At 62.5% G+C, this 13743-nt stretch carries 12 protein-coding genes; 3 read left to right on the top strand and 9 right to left on the bottom strand.

Annotated features, from left to right (window positions below; all coding sequences use genetic code 11):
• Positions 1–18: 18 nt before the first annotated feature.
• Positions 19–963, bottom strand: coding sequence for an amonabactin ABC transporter substrate-binding protein (locus GWQ22_RS07270; protein WP_275929885.1), 945 nt, complete (start codon positions 961–963; stop codon positions 19–21).
• Between the two features lie 158 nt (positions 964–1121).
• Here GWQ22_RS07270 and amoD point away from each other — a divergent pair, with 158 nt between their 5' ends.
• Positions 1122–1847, top strand: coding sequence for an amonabactin biosynthesis phosphopantetheinyl transferase AmoD (gene amoD, locus GWQ22_RS07265; RefSeq protein WP_275929884.1), 726 nt, complete (start codon positions 1122–1124; stop codon positions 1845–1847).
• 75 nt (positions 1848–1922) lie between these two features.
• Here the strand turns inward: amoD and GWQ22_RS07260 are convergent, their stop codons facing one another.
• The 5 genes from GWQ22_RS07260 to GWQ22_RS07240 form a co-directional block, all read right to left on the bottom strand.
• Positions 1923–2726: an amonabactin ABC transporter ATP-binding protein gene (locus GWQ22_RS07260; RefSeq protein ID WP_275929883.1), complete on the bottom strand. Its 804-nt coding sequence runs from the start codon at positions 2724–2726 to the stop codon at positions 1923–1925.
• Positions 2726–3793 (bottom strand): amonabactin ABC transporter permease subunit 1, encoded by a 1068-nt coding sequence (locus tag GWQ22_RS07255; RefSeq protein WP_275929882.1) that lies wholly within the window; start codon positions 3791–3793, stop codon positions 2726–2728. The genes GWQ22_RS07260 and GWQ22_RS07255 overlap by 1 nt, the downstream gene beginning before the upstream one ends.
• A 14-nt stretch (positions 3794–3807) precedes the next feature.
• Positions 3808–4824 (bottom strand): amonabactin ABC transporter permease subunit 2, encoded by a 1017-nt coding sequence (locus GWQ22_RS07250; protein ID WP_042034899.1) that lies wholly within the window; start codon positions 4822–4824, stop codon positions 3808–3810.
• A gap of 74 nt (positions 4825–4898) precedes the next feature.
• On the bottom strand, positions 4899–6872 hold the full coding sequence (locus GWQ22_RS07245; protein ID WP_275929881.1) for a siderophore amonabactin TonB-dependent receptor: 1974 nt from the start codon (positions 6870–6872) through the stop codon (positions 4899–4901).
• A 56-nt stretch (positions 6873–6928) separates the two neighbouring features.
• Positions 6929–8164 carry a siderophore amonabactin export MFS transporter gene (locus GWQ22_RS07240; protein WP_275929880.1) on the bottom strand — a complete coding sequence of 412 codons (1236 nt, stop codon included), beginning with the start codon at positions 8162–8164 and terminating at the stop codon, positions 6929–6931.
• A 255-nt stretch (positions 8165–8419) separates the two neighbouring features.
• On the opposite strand from GWQ22_RS07240, the gene GWQ22_RS07235 reads away from it, so the two are divergent.
• Entirely contained in the window at positions 8420–9172 is a 753-nt protein-coding gene (locus GWQ22_RS07235) for a hypothetical protein (RefSeq protein ID WP_275929879.1), read from the top strand.
• 15 nt (positions 9173–9187) lie between these two features.
• Here GWQ22_RS07235 and GWQ22_RS07230 read toward each other — a convergent pair whose 3' ends face one another.
• The 3 genes from GWQ22_RS07230 to GWQ22_RS07220 all read right to left on the bottom strand — a co-directional run bounded on the left by GWQ22_RS07230 (position 9188) and on the right by GWQ22_RS07220 (position 12791).
• Positions 9188–9649 (bottom strand): DUF2919 domain-containing protein, encoded by a 462-nt coding sequence (locus tag GWQ22_RS07230; protein WP_021139146.1) that lies wholly within the window; start codon positions 9647–9649, stop codon positions 9188–9190.
• Positions 9650–9801: 152 nt separating this feature from the next.
• Positions 9802–10749: a magnesium/cobalt transporter CorA gene (corA, locus tag GWQ22_RS07225; RefSeq protein WP_275929878.1), complete on the bottom strand. Its 948-nt coding sequence runs from the start codon at positions 10747–10749 to the stop codon at positions 9802–9804.
• Positions 10750–11132: 383 nt separating this feature from the next.
• A complete protein-coding gene (locus GWQ22_RS07220) occupies positions 11133–12791 on the bottom strand; it encodes an electron transfer flavoprotein-ubiquinone oxidoreductase (RefSeq protein ID WP_275929877.1) in 1659 nt (552 codons plus the stop codon).
• 126 nt (positions 12792–12917) lie between these two features.
• On the opposite strand from GWQ22_RS07220, the gene GWQ22_RS07215 reads away from it, so the two are divergent.
• Positions 12918–13670, top strand: coding sequence for an electron transfer flavoprotein subunit beta/FixA family protein (locus tag GWQ22_RS07215; RefSeq protein ID WP_275929876.1), 753 nt, complete (start codon positions 12918–12920; stop codon positions 13668–13670).
• Positions 13671–13743: the final 73 nt, after the last annotated feature.

Genomic DNA, 13743 nt, shown 5'->3' with positions numbered 1-13743 from the left:
CGCAGTTGGCGCAGGGGCTTATTGGGTGATGGGGGCCGCGTCCGGTTTGGCGAGCAGCTGCTCGACATCATCGATCACCTTGAGGGCAGCCTGGGGGCCGCCGGTGGAGGTCCACAGCGATCCGTCCACGGCGTCAAAGCGCTTGCCCTTGATGGCGTTCAGTTGCCGGAAGGCGGGGGTCTGCTCGGCCTGCTTCATGGCATCCACCGCATCGCCGCTGGCGCTCAGGGTGCCGATCACCAGCCAGTCACCGTCCAGCAGGTTGAGGGACTCCAGACTCAGGGCCGGGGAGTGGGGGGTCTTGTCGCCGATCTGGTGAGTGGGACGGGTCAGCCCCATCTCTTCCACCACGCTGCTGGCGAAGGTGCCGCTGTGCATGTAACTCGGGCCCTTCGGGTTCCAGCGCACTATGCTCAGGCGCTCGCCCTGATGCTTGGCAAGCTTGCTGCGTGCCTCCTTCAGGCGGGCGTCATACTGGGCGAGGAAGGCCTTGCCCTCGGTGTCCCGGTTCAGCACGTGGGCGCTGCGATTGAAGATCTCCTTCCAGGAGTCGCCCCAGTTGCCGGTGACGACGGTGGGGGCTATCTCTTGCAGCAGAGTCAGCAGCTCGGGTTTGGTCTGGCCGGTCAGGATGAGGTCCGGCTCCAGATCGATCAGCCGCTCCAGATTGGGGTTGTCCAGATCGCCGACCACGGCGATATGCTCGCCCGCCTTGTTCAGCAGGTAGCGGGGCAGTGTGCCCTGACCGCGCCCGTTGACGGTGCCGACCGGCTGCAGCCCCAGGGTCAGGGCTGTATCCAGATCGATTTCGCTCAGCACCACGACCCGCTTGGGTTGGGCGGGCACGATCTGGGTCTTGCCATTGGCATCGGTCACCTGACGGGTTTCGGTGTTGGCCTCGGCCTGAAAACCGACCAGGCTGGCGAGTATGAGCGCGGTGGCCAGGGGGGAGGAGATCTTCATCGTTACATCCTTCTTGGTGAAATCAGCGAAAAACCGGGTCCCAAACGGGCGGACTTATCTTATCACAAATTCAAATGATAAAAGTTGACATTTGCGTTTGTGGCGTTTGGGAGGGGCGATTTGCTATCATGGCCGCTCTCGAACCAAGGGCCTTTTCGATGTCAATCGCTTCCCTGGCTGCCACATCCCCAGGCCGCTTTATCCTGCATGCCGACAGCCTGCCGCTGCCCGGTGTTGCTGAACTTCCGCTGCAGCGAGTCTGCTTCGATCCTGCCGCCTTCACCCCGGCCTGCTATGAGCAGGCCGGGATCCTGCTGCCTGACAGTTTGCAGCGAGCGGTGCCCAAGCGGCTGGGGGAGTTTCTGGCTGGCCGGCTGGCGGCGCGCCAGGCCCTGCACAGCTTTGGGTTGGCTGATCATGTGGTCGCCATCGGGGCGGCCCGCGAGCCGCGCTGGCCTCTGGGGTTTGAGGGCAGCATCAGCCACAGCCTGCTGCAGGGGCGGGGTATGGCCTTGTGCGCAGTACGCCCCGGCCAGGCAGGGATGGGGCTGGATCTGGAGGCCTGGCTGGAAGACGAGCAGGCGTGCGAGCTCTGGCCCGGCATTGTGGATCACATGGAATGGGCGAGGCTGCAGCACTGTCCGCTCGGCCCGGCCCGAGGATTGACCCTGGTGTTCTCAGCCAAGGAGAGCCTGTTCAAGGCGCTCTACCCCAGGGTGGGGCGTTACTTCGACTTTCTCGATGCCCGCTGGCTGACCATGACGGAGCAGACCCTCACTTTCGAACTCAAAAGTGCGCTGACCCCGGAGCTGTCCGCCGGTTGGCACTGCACCCTGCACTGGCAGCGATTGCCGGGGGGCGTGCTCACGACCCTGCTGCTGTGAGCGGTGACAGGACTCATCATCCCGTTCACGGCGCCAGTCAAAAACCGCCATCAAGGCGGGTTTTTGGTCCTGCGCTCAGGCCTGCCGCTGCATGGCAAACGCCTGCGGGCGGCGGCGCGGCACTATGATGGGAGCGCCATCGCCGGGGGCATGCAGTATGTCCACGTCTGTCTGGTAGAGGCGGTCGATGAGCGGCTTGGTCACCACCTCGCGAGCCGGGCCCATGGCCTGGATCTTGCCCTCACCGATGGCAATCAGCTCGTCGCAGTAGCGGGCGGCGGTGGCGAGATCGTGAATGACGATGAGCACCGTCTTGCCCTCGGCGGTGATTTGGTGGATGGCCTCCATCACCTCCGTCTGGTGGCCTATGTCCAGCGCGCTGGTGGGCTCATCCAGCAAGATAATGTCCGCGTCCTGGGCCAGTACCATGGCGAGCCACACCCGCTGGGCCTGGCCGCCGGAGAGGGAGCTGGCGCTCTGCGCCAAGATGTCGCCAAGCTGCATCCGCTCACAGGCCCAGCGCACCATGCGAGCATCCTCTTCACTCCACTGATTGAACCAGCCCTGATGGGGATGGCGGCCGTACTGCACCAGCTGTTCGACCTGAATGCCGGCGGGCACCAGGGGGCGCTGGGGCAGGTAGGCGAGCTCCCGGGCCAGCGCCTTCATGCCGTAACTCTCCAGCGGTTTGCCCTTGAGCAGTATCTCACCGGATTGGGGCTGCTCCTGGCCTGCCAGCAGCTTGATCAGGGTGGATTTGCCACCGCCATTGGGGCCGACGATGCCAACCAGCTTGCCCTTGGGAATGGTGAAGGAGATGTCGTTGAAGACGGGTTTTTGCTGATAGCCGAAGTGGAGGCGATTTAGGGTGAGGGTCATCAGTCGGTTCTCTGTCTGTCTTTGATCAGAATAAACAGCAGCAGTATGCCGCCAAGAATACGGGTCATGATGCCGGTGGCGACCTCATGGGGGCTGGCCAGCACCCGCACCAGGGTATCGCTCGCCAGCAGCAGCAGGGCGCCGCACAGGGCGGCAATCCACAGCGGCACAATGCGATCCCGGCTCATCCAGGAGGCGAGTATGGGGGCGGCCATGGCGATGAATACCACGGGGCCGCCGATGGCGGTGCCAAGGGCCGCCACCACGATGGCTTGGGCCAGCACGCCGAGTTGCACCCGGTTGACGTTCACCCCCAGGCTCTGGGCGGTGACAGGGCCCAGACGCAGCACACCGAGGGCACGGGAGAGATAAATGATCCAGGGGCAGACCAGCAGGATCAGGATCCCCACTGGCACGACAGTGTTGTAGCCCTGGCCGACAAAGTTGCCCATGTTCCACAGGTAGAGGCTGGTGAGGTGCACCAGCGATTGGGTAGACATCACGAACTGGCCGATGGCGTTCATCAGCTCGGAGACGCCGATGCCGATCACCACGAACAGATAGCCCTGCTCTCCCGGTTTGTTGCACAGGGCGTAGAGCACGGCGGCGGCAAACAGGGCGCCGAGCGGCGCGGCCCACCAGGGCCAGCTGCCGAGGGTGAGGTAGAGGGAGAAAACGATGATGGTGAGCGATGCGCCCTCGTTCACCCCTATCATGTCCGGGGTGGCGAGACGATTGCGAATGAGGGTCTGCACCAGACAGCCGGAGAGGCCCATGGCGGCGCCTGCCACCAGCACGGCGACGATGCGTGGCAGCCGGATCTTGAAGACGGTCACCTCATCAAGCCGGCTCCCCTCGCCAAGCAGGGTCTTTACTACCCCCAGCATGGTGAGCTTGCTTGAGCCCAGGGTCAGCGCCAGCAGGGAGAGCAGCACCAGGACCACCAGCAGCCCCAGCGTGATAAGCCAGGCGCGGCGGTGCAGCAACAGGGTACGGCTGCCGAGGCGCAGGCAGAGGGTGCCAGAGGGAAGGGAAGCGTTCAGCGATGTGTTCATTGAATTGTTCATGAGGCAGAGTGACCTTATTTGACGGCCAGCAGGGAGCGGAAGCCGCCGCTGCGCACCACCATGATGAGCACAGGGGCGCCGATCAGCGCCAGGATCACCCCGTTGGGCAGCTCGAACGGCTGGATCAGCCAGCGGGCCAGGATGTCGGCGCCGAGCAGGAACAGCACGCCAAACAGGGCGGAAAAACGCACCTGGATGGCGAGGCGCACCGGCTCCACCAGGCGGGCGCAGTAGGCGGCCAGAAAGCCGACGAAGCCGATGGGGCCGGCAATGGCGATGGCGCAGGCGGTAAACAGGGTGGCGGCCAGCAGCACGCCGATCCGCACCCGGGTCGGTCGTATGCCGAGGGCCTGTGCCTGGTTGTCTCCCATCTGCATCAGGGTGAGCTGGCGGCAGAGCGCCAGGGTCAGCAGCAGACCGGCCAGGGCAAAGGGCACCACGGTCAGCACGGCGTCGAGATCCGAGGCCGCCAGTGATCCCAGGTTCCAGAAGCGGAACTGCTCCAGCACCACCTTGTTGGAGAGCAGCAGGAAGTTGGAGAGGCCGCCAAAGGTGGCGGAGAGGGCGACCCCCACCAGGATGAGTTTGAGCGGGTTGGAACGGCCCACCATCAGGCCGAGGCCCAGCACGATGAGGTTGCCAAGCAGGGCACCCATGCCGGACCAGAGCAGATAACCGTAGGCCGATTCGACCCCGAAATAGGTCAGCCCTATCACCAGGGCGAAGACGGCGCCGGCGTTGACGCCGAGCAGGCCGGGCTCGGCCAGCGGATTGCGGGTAGCACTTTGCAGCATGGAGGCCGCCAGCGCAAGACAGACGCCCACCACCAGTGCACACAGGGTGCGGGGCAGACGCAGGGTATGAATGATCATGGCGAGCTTTTGGTCGGCCATGAGGGCGGGATCGCCCAGCAAAAATCCGGCGACTTCGCGGCCACCATAGACACCGGCCCCCGTGGCCAGTGACAGACAGATCAGCATGAACAGGAGAACAACTCCCAGCCAGAACAGCTGTGTTTGGTGTCTGAGCACCCGGATACTCCTTATTGTCGAGGCGATAAAAACGGAAAAAGGGAGCCCTGTCGGCAGGGCTCCCGAACGGAGGATTACAGCTTGTAATTCACCCCTGCATAGACGGTGCGACCTTCCAGAATGAAGTCGGCGTCGGTGGCGACCTGGTCACGCTGGGTGCTGGTCAGATTGGTGATGCCGAGTTTGAAGTCGAGCGCTGGCGTGACTGTCCAGTTGGTGTTGAGATCCAGAGTCTGATAGTGCTTGGACTTTAACGCCTCGGAGTTGTGCATCGGCACCTTGATGAACTGACTGCCCACGTATTGCCAGGCTAGGTGCGTGCTGACGATCTCGGTGGCTTGCCAATCCAGGCTGAGGTTGCCGGTGTGATCCGGGGTTTTGGTCAGATCGTCACCCGTGCTCTTGTCTTCGGAATCCAGCAGGCTCCAGTTACCGGTCAGCTTGACGTCGTCTCGCACATCGACCCAGCCGGTCAGCTCCAGCCCTTTCACTCGCGCCTTCTTGACGTTGAGGTAGGTCATGACGCTCGGACGGTAGCCCGGGCCCCACTGATCGCTCTGGATCAAGTCCTCGATGTCGTTGTGGAAGCCAGTCACCCCTGCGCCGAAACGCTCGCTCTCGTAGGCGGTGCCCAGCTCATAGCTGACGGCGGTTTCCGGTTGCAGGTTCGGGTTGCCGACCACCTTGCAGGCGCCACGGCAGGCCGTGGTGGCGAAGCCTTCGCTGGACTGGGCCAGGGTCGGTGCCTTGAACGCCTTGCCGGCGCCCCCCTTGATCACCCACTCGTCGCTCAGCTTGTAGAGGGCATAGGCGCGCGGGCTGAACTCGTTGCCATAGGTTTCATGGTGGTCGAGGCGGCCGCTCAGGGTCAGCGCCAGATCCCCCAGGCTGAATTCGTCCTGCAGATAGAGGGCGCTCTGGCTCGCATCCACGCTGCCGTTGGTGATGCTGCGGCTGTGCTCCAGCTCGGTGTTGCGCAGTTCGGCGCCCGAGGTCAGCAGGTGATCCCCCAGATAGCCGCTCAGCTGACCATCGACCGTGTGGTTGGTCTGGGTGACATCGGCGGCGCCGCCATTGAGCTGGGAGTCATCCATCAGATCCGTCTGTTCGAAGTAGTAGCGGGCACGGCTATCAACGTGCTGCCAATGGCCGTTGTGGGTCACACCCAGGCTCAGGCGTTCGAGCTTTTGCACGTTATGCGGAGTCGCTGGCGCCGTCGGGGCACGGGGCACATTGTTGAAGTAGCTGTCCATGTCGTTCTGGTTGTAGCCCAGATCGAAATCGATATCCTGATTGTCACTGACCAGCCACTTCAGGCTGGAGAGCACGTTGACCACTTCCCGTTTTTCCAGCGCATCGGCATCCGGGTTGTTGGACTGATCACTGTGCCAGCGGTCACGCTGATAGCCTTCCACCACCACACTGCCGAGCAGCTTGTTGTCGATGAGGGCTCCGGAGACAAAGGCGCTGCCCTGGTTGGCATCGCCACCGTCGCCCTTGGTGGGCATGGTGTGGGTGTAGCCGAAGGCCGCTTCTGTCTTCTCCCTGGCCTGGCGCAGGATCACGTTGACCACGCCACCCAGCGCATCGGCACCGTACAGGGAGGAGACGGGGCCCCGGATCACCTCGATGCGCTCGATGGCGGCCATGGGGATGGAACTCAGGTCGAAGTCATTGCCGTAGGCGCTGCCCAGGGTTTCGCGGGCGTTGACCCGCTTGCCGTTGATCAGCAGCAGTGTGTAGTCCCCCCCCAAGCCGCGGATCTTGATCTCGTTGCGGCCAGTGGGGTTGGTGGCAATGATGTTGACGCCAGGTACGCGCCTGAGGGCATCGCCGATGTTGTTGACGTTCATCCTGTCCAGATCTGCACGGGTCACCACGAAGACGCTGGCTGGGGCGGACAGCTCGGTGTGCTGGGTCTGGGTGGCGGTGACCACCATGGTCTCGTTGGCTTTGACCGATTCTGCCTGGGCCAGGCCCGGCAAGGCAAACAGGCCGAGGGAGAGCAGAATCGGGTTCAAACGATATACGCCATGCTGCAACTGCATTGTCAAAACTCCATGAATAAACAGAGGTTATGGGGTCCGGCTCTGGGGCCGGTAGCTCACTGACTTCCCTGTCTGGCGGTACCAGACGCGGGGTTATTGTTATTCCTTGTCTGCGCCAGCCCCTTGAGCAAGCGCCAGACACCGCCGCAGGCCAGCAGGCCACAGCCAATATTGATCCAGGCGAGCCCAGCAAAGCCGTGCAGGGCACCCGTGCTGTCCGAGACGAGATACCTTGCCGAGAGCAGGCTGCCTAGCCCGGCCGCCACGTTGGTCACCGTGCCCTGGAAGGACATGAAGGCGGCGCGCTGATGGGGAGCCGGAATGGCCGCCGTGATGGCCAGGGTGGTGCTGGAGCGGGCCGAGCTCAGCGCCATGAAGAGGGTAAACAGCAGGTATATGGGCACGCCAACGGGGGCGGCGAAGCCGAGCAAGGTGATCAGGGCCAGCAACAGGCTGGTGATCAGAATGGCGGCCAGCGCCCGGCCTTGATCTATCCAGCTGCCGCACACACGCATAGTCGCCATGCTGGCAAGACCGCCAAACAGGTAGAGCGCGGCGATCTGCTCGCGGGGGAAGGCGAGGTTGAACTGGAAGTAGTTGGCAAAGTGCGGGATCAGCAGGAAGTGACCGAACATCTGTAAGCAGAGAATGAGTAGGGCGCCCTGGCATAGTGGCGATCCCAGCAGCTGGCGCAGCCCGCTGCCGTGGGGATAGCGGGTGACCGGCAGGGAGGGCAGCAGCAGGGCGCAGAGCAGGGCCAGCAGCAGGCCGCCAGCGCCAAACAGCAGGAAGGGGCTCTGCCAGCCGAGCCATTGGGACAGCACCAGGGCGATGGGCACTATCAGGATGGCAGCCAGCGAGAAGGCCATACCAACATAAGCGAGGCGGCGGCCCCGTTCGGCGGTTGGTACCAGATCCAGCACGGCGGCCATCAGGATGGCGGAGAGGGGCCCGGCCACGCAGCCCGACAGAATGAACAGTATCAACAGCTGCTGGCTGTGCTGGACCAAGGCACAGGCCATCAGCAGCAAGAAGCGCAGGGTCAGCAGCACCAGCAGGGCGGGTTTGCGGTTGACGCGATCGAGCCAGGGGGCAGCAATGAGCCCCATCAGGGCCGCGCCCAGGGTGGCACCGCCGCTGAAATAACCGGTCTGCTCCGGTTGCATGCCGAGGCTGATGACCAGATCCGGCCCAAGGGGCATCACCATCATCATGCTGCCCATGGAGAGCATATTGATCAGCATCGCCAGATGGATGATGGCAGGGGGGGGAGTGGCGGTAACAGGCTTCATCAGCAGGTGGCTCGAAAAAATGAGACCGAATTGTATCCGAGCGACTTTTTCGTGACAACAAATGGTAATCATTTTTATTTGTGTTATTCGATCTATCTCGGTCCTTTTGGCTCGCAGGCTGTCAAGGGGGGGGCTCTGGTCCATGTCGCCATCGCTTGTGGGGGCTACGTCATTGAAAAGTGAGGCAGATGGATCATGATGGTGATAGCCAGACTGGCAGAGACTGTGAGCCGGGTCCCCGGACAGGAGAGAGAGATGAAAAAGTGGCGTTGGAGCGGGATCTTGTTGCTGTGCGGGCTCTGGTGTCTGCCGCTGCGGGCCGAGGTCAAGGTGATCCCGGTATTCGAGGCCGAGGCCATGGTGCAGACCCTCAAGGAGATCTACCCGGATCTCGGGGTGAGTGCCATGGGCAACCAGCTGGTGCTGAGCGGCAGTGTGGCCCAGTTGCAAGAGGCCGAAGCGACCCTGGCCAAACTCAACCAGCCGCCCCAGAGCCTGCTTATCGAATGGCGGGTGGATGGCGCCGCAAGCGGCCAGCAGATGGAGGCGGGGATCGGTCGTGATGCGGCCAAACGGCAGTGGCTGCTGGAAGGCGATGCCCGCCAATACCAGCGTCGCCAGAACGACAGCTGGCAGGTGCGCGGCCTGTCGGGGCGGCCCGTGTTACTGCAGATGGGCTCCTACCAGCCGGTCACCTTCTATCAGTGGCGCGGCGGTCAGGTGGTGGTTCTGATGCCGCTCATCAACGGCCTCTATGCCACCGCCACCCTGATTGGCGAGCGGGTGCAGATTGCGCTGAGCAGCGAGCAGGCGAGGCTGGATCAGGGCACTGTCAGCACGGGGCAGAGTGCCACCGAGGTGAGCGGGGCCCCAGGCCAGTGGCTGACGGTGGGGGAACTATCCACCAGTTCAGCCCAGCAAGGAAGCCGCCTGGGCACTCAGTTGCAGGGGGGCCGCAGCAGCCAGAGCGATCGCCAGACCCTGCAGATCCGGGTCACTCGTCAATGAGTGACCCCAGCGTGATCAGTGGGGTTGATCGGCTGCGTATTCGCGGATCTGGCGGCTGCGCAGCAGGTACCAGAGTGCCCAGAGGCTGCCGATCAGCACCAGGGCGGTAGGCCAGCTGAACGACCATTTCTGCAGGTTGAGGCTGTGTAGTTGCATCACCAGGCCGCTGATGGTGGAGCAGAGCAAGAGGCCGCGGCTGTGGCGTCTGAGCCAGGCCCGTACGCTGTCAGTCTGCTGATAGGTGCCGCCAAAGGCGAGCAGCGCCAGCATGGCGGGTACGTCGGTCAGCAGGCTGATGTAGAGGCTGATCTTGTCCGGATAGAAGAGGGTCAGGATCTCGCTGCCGCTCTCGCGGGTGACGCCGGCCATCAGAAACAGCCAGACCGAGCGGGTTAGCAAGAGGGCGATGGGCCAAAACCAGAGGGGAGGGCGCAGCTGGCCGTGATCGTCATATCTGTGTTCGGGGTAGAGGGTCATGGTCGCCCGTTATCCGCTTGGGTTGTGCAAATGATGAAGAGGATATGGGGCAGGCTGGGGCCCTTTGCAAGGCGTGCCGGGGGGACAGGAATTAATCGGGGGCCAATGCCCCCCAATTCATCGTCTCTTGTTATCGCACTGTCTGGCGGTGTTTACAGCCAGCCTCGGCGCTTGAAGAAGAGGCCGGTACCGAGCGATGACATCACCATCAACACCAACGACATGGGATAGCCATACTCCCAGGCGAGCTCCGGCATGCGACCGAAGTTCATGCCGTAGATACTGGCGATCAGGGTCGGCGGCAGGAAGATCACGGCGGCAACCGAGAAGATCTTGATCACCTTGTTCTGCTCCAGATTGGTGACCCCCATGGAGGCCTCCAGCTGGAAGTTGATCTTGTCAAACAGGAACTGGGTGTGGGGCAAGAGGGACTCCACGTCGTGCAGCATCTCGTCGATCCACTTGTTCTGCTCAAGGCTCATGCGCTGGCGCAGGCTGCGCTTGAGAAACCGCAGGGCGCGGCGGGTATCGTGCAGAGAGAGACGGATCTGGCCGTTGGCCTCTTCCTGCGCCATCAACTCTTTCAGCATGGGGTTGATCTGATCCGGCTCGAAGATCTGATCGGCGGTGTTCTCCAGGGTTTTGTAACCGTCTTCGATGAGATCCGAGAGGTATTCCACCTTGAGGTTTTGCACCTCCAGCAGGATGTCGAGGGCATCCTCCACCTCCAGCCTCTCCTGGCGCATATAGTGACGCAGCAGGCGCACCAGCCCGATGTCATCCTCGCGGATGCTGATCAGCAGGTTGTTGCGCAGGGTAAAAGAGACGTGGACACCCTTGGTGTCACGGCCGATCCGCTGGGGGAACAGGGAGTGAATGTGCAGACCATCGGTATCCCAGTAGAAACGGGCGGATGCTTCGATGTCGTCCAGCTCTTCCTTGTCGGGGACCTCTTCCAGAAACAGGCCCGTCAACCATTCTCGCTCTGCCGTGTCCGGCTTATAGGCATCCAGCCAGACGGTGTTGTCAGGCACTATGTCGTCAGGCCCGAGCGTGATGATGTCCAGTACCTTGTTATTGAGAATGTAGGCGGTGATCATCTGTCCCCCCTTAAAAAGTCATGGGTAATCAGGGATGGTTGCACAGGTCATGCGGCCTAGATCGCATAGAAAGCGATCCCGTGGATAAGCAAAACGGGCCGATGGAAAACCTGAATGCGGCGAACTATACAGGGGCGGGGCGTGCTTGTCAGGGCCTATTCATCCGAGGTTCAGCCTGTTCGCTCAAAAAAACAGCGAGGTCGGATCAGCGGATCTGGCCGTGAAAGTGACAGCCTGTTGACTGTCGCATTGCGCCGAGTGCCCGTCTGGGGGGATAGACCTTAGTGGGATAGTTGGGTCCGGACCCTCCTTGCGGTGGCGTCCAGACGATGTTCTGGAATTGTGTATCCTTGATGTCGCCGCTGGTCTGTATGGGCAGCCCGTCACATATTGGGATAGTTGGGTCCGGACCCTCCTTGCGGTGGCGTCCAGATGATGTTCTGGCTGGGATCCTTGATGTCACAGGTCTTGCAGTGAATGCAGTTGGCTGCGTTGATCTGCAAGTAAGGCTGGCGTTCGCTTTCCACTATCTCGAACACCCCGGCCGGGCAGTAACGCTGGGCGGGCTCGGCCCAGGTGGGCAGGTTGACCGTCACCGGGATACTCGCGTCCTGCAACGTGAGGTGGCAGGGTTGATCCTCATCGTGACTGGTGTTGGCCAGATAGACGGAGGAGGGCTTGTCAAAGCTGAGTTTGCCATCGGGCTTGGGATAATCGATGGGATCGCAGCGGCTGGCCATGCGCAGTTGACGGTAGTCCGGCTCCCTGTCCAGCAGGGTAAAAGGGGATCCCCGCTGGGAGAGCAGAGACCGAGGCAGCCGTTGCTCCAGCCAGTTGAAGGCGCCGCCAAGCAAGGGGCCCCAGCGATGCAGGGCTGCGCCGAAGTTGCGGGCACTCTTCAGCTCCTGCCCCAGCCAGCTCTGTTGCAACGCATCGCTGTACTCGGCCAGATCCTGCCCCCCCTCATCGCCACCGCGCAGACTCATGGCGACGGTTTTCGCCGCCAGCATGCCCGATTTCATGGCGGTGTGAATGCCCTTGATGCGGGAAAAGTCCAGGGTGCCGGCATCGCAGCCGATCAGCAGCCCACCGGGAAAGTGCATGCGCGGCAGGGAGTGCCAGCCGCCCTTGGTAATGGCGCGGGCGCCGTAGCTGATGCGCTCGCCGCCCTGCAGGGTCTGCGCGATGAGTGGATGGTGCTTGAGGCGCTGGAACTCGTCGAACGGGCTGAGCCAGGGGTTGCTGTAGTTAAGATCGACAATGAGCCCGACCGTCACCTGATTGCCTTCCATGTGATAGAGGTAGAAGCCGCCCTGGCTCTTGCTGGCTCGGCGCTCGACCAGTGGCCAGCCGCTGCCATGGAGCACCAGACCCGGCTTGGCCTGCTCTGCGGGCACCTGCCAGAGCTCCTTGAAGCCGATAGCATAGTGCTGCGGCTGGGCGCTGTTTTCCAGATTGAACTCGGCGATCAACTGCTTGCCCAGATGGCCGCGGGCCCCTTCGGCAAACAGGGTGTAGCGGCCATAGAGCGCCATGCCGGGCACGTGATCCGCCTTGGGATTGCCAGCTCTGTCCAGCCCGAGATCGCCGGTGATCACACCTCTCACCCGTCCCGCTTCCATGATGAGCTTGCTTGCGGTAAAACCCGGGTATATTTCGACTCCCAGCTGCTCGGCCTGTTGACCGAGCCAGCGGCAGAGGTTGCCCAGGCTGAGGATATGGCTGCCATCGTTGTGCATGCGCGGCGGCACAGCCCAATGGGGCAGTTGCAGGGCGCGCCGCTCGTTTTGTAACAGATGCACCTGATCATCGTTAACGGGTATGCCAAGGGGCGCCTGCTGCCAGCTGTCCGGCAACAGCTCCTTGAGGGCGACGGGATCAAACAGGGCACCGGAGAGCAGATGGGCGCCGACTTCCGCTCCCTTTTCCAGCAGACAGACCGAGAGATCGGCATTGTGCTGCTTCAGGGCGATGGCGGCACTGAGGCCTGCCGGGCCGCCACCGACGATGACGACATCAAATTCCATTGCTTCGCGTTCCATCTTGCCTCTGCGCTTGACTTGGCCTAGGGTAGTGCTGGTAGTTTACGTAAACGTAAAGCAATTGTAAGCAAAAAAATGTGAGGGCTCGTCAATGGATTCACTCAACCGAAGCGAGGGATGCGCGTCATGAAGCTGCTGGTCGCGATCAAGCGGGTACTGGATTACAACGTCAAGATCCGGGTCAAGAGCGATGGCTCCGACGTGGAGCTCGCCAATGTGAAGATGGGGATCAACCCGTTTTGTGAAATTGCGGTGGAGGAGGGGGTGAGGCTACGTGAAGCCGGCATCGCGACCGAGCTGGTGGTGGTGACCTTCGGACCGGAGGCTGCGGTCGAGCAGTTGCGCCATGCCCTGGCGCTGGGGGCGGATCGGGCCCGCCATTATGTGATCGATGAGACCCTTACTCCGCTTACCGTGGCGCGCGCCCTGCAACAGGTGTGTGAGCAGGAGCGGCCGGATCTGGTGCTGCTTGGCAAGCAGTCCATCGATTCTGACAACAACCAGGTGGGCCAGATGCTCTCAGCCCTCACCGATTGGCCGCTGGCTACCTTCGCCTCCGCCATCAAGCTGGTGGAGGGGGAGTTGCAGGTGACCCGCGAGATCGACGGTGGCCTGGAGACCCTCGGTATGCCGTTGCCTGCCGTGGTGACGGTGGATCTGCGCCTGAACGAACCTCGCTTTGCATCGCTCCCCAACATCATGAAGGCCAAGCGCAAGCCGCTCGAGAGTGCCCCCTTCACGACCCTCGGCGTCGAACCGGCCGGCCATACCCGGCTGCTTGGTGTGATGGCACCGCCGGGGCGTCGTGCCGGCATCCGGGTCGGCTCGGTGGACGAGCTGCTGGACAAACTCAAGCACGAAGCCAAGGTACTGCCATGAGCGCATTGATGATGGTGAAACATAGTGCGTGCCTGCCCCAGGTTGGTATGAGGGCTGGCGCGATGGAAAGCGT

Origin of the sequence: Aeromonas sp. 1HA1, assembly GCF_029237385.1 — a bacterium.
Taxonomy (GTDB): Bacteria; Pseudomonadota; Gammaproteobacteria; order Enterobacterales; family Aeromonadaceae; genus Aeromonas; species Aeromonas popoffii.
The sequence above is the reverse complement of the archived record's forward strand: the minus strand, read 5'-3'. Positions and strand labels throughout refer to the sequence as shown.

What these genes read in the sequence shown, in the direction of transcription:
- GWQ22_RS07230 (WP_021139146.1), bottom strand. Translation starts at nt 9,649, where the DNA reads ATGACCCTCTACCCCGAACACAGATATGACGATCACGGCCAGCTGCGC.
- GWQ22_RS07260 (WP_275929883.1), bottom strand. Translation starts at nt 2,726, where the DNA reads ATGACCCTCACCCTAAATCGCCTCCACTTCGGCTATCAGCAAAAACCC.
- GWQ22_RS07215 (WP_275929876.1), top strand. Translation starts at nt 12,918, where the DNA reads ATGAAGCTGCTGGTCGCGATCAAGCGGGTACTGGATTACAACGTCAAG.
- GWQ22_RS07270 (WP_275929885.1), bottom strand. Translation starts at nt 963, where the DNA reads ATGAAGATCTCCTCCCCCCTGGCCACCGCGCTCATACTCGCCAGCCTG.
- GWQ22_RS07235 (WP_275929879.1), top strand. Translation starts at nt 8,420, where the DNA reads ATGAAAAAGTGGCGTTGGAGCGGGATCTTGTTGCTGTGCGGGCTCTGG.
- GWQ22_RS07245 (WP_275929881.1), bottom strand. Translation starts at nt 6,872, where the DNA reads ATGCAGTTGCAGCATGGCGTATATCGTTTGAACCCGATTCTGCTCTCC.
- GWQ22_RS07255 (WP_275929882.1), bottom strand. Translation starts at nt 3,793, where the DNA reads ATGAACAATTCAATGAACACATCGCTGAACGCTTCCCTTCCCTCTGGC.
- amoD (WP_275929884.1), top strand. Translation starts at nt 1,122, where the DNA reads ATGTCAATCGCTTCCCTGGCTGCCACATCCCCAGGCCGCTTTATCCTG.
- GWQ22_RS07240 (WP_275929880.1), bottom strand. Translation starts at nt 8,164, where the DNA reads ATGAAGCCTGTTACCGCCACTCCCCCCCCTGCCATCATCCATCTGGCG.
- GWQ22_RS07220 (WP_275929877.1), bottom strand. Translation starts at nt 12,791, where the DNA reads ATGGAACGCGAAGCAATGGAATTTGATGTCGTCATCGTCGGTGGCGGC.
- corA (WP_275929878.1), bottom strand. Translation starts at nt 10,749, where the DNA reads ATGATCACCGCCTACATTCTCAATAACAAGGTACTGGACATCATCACG.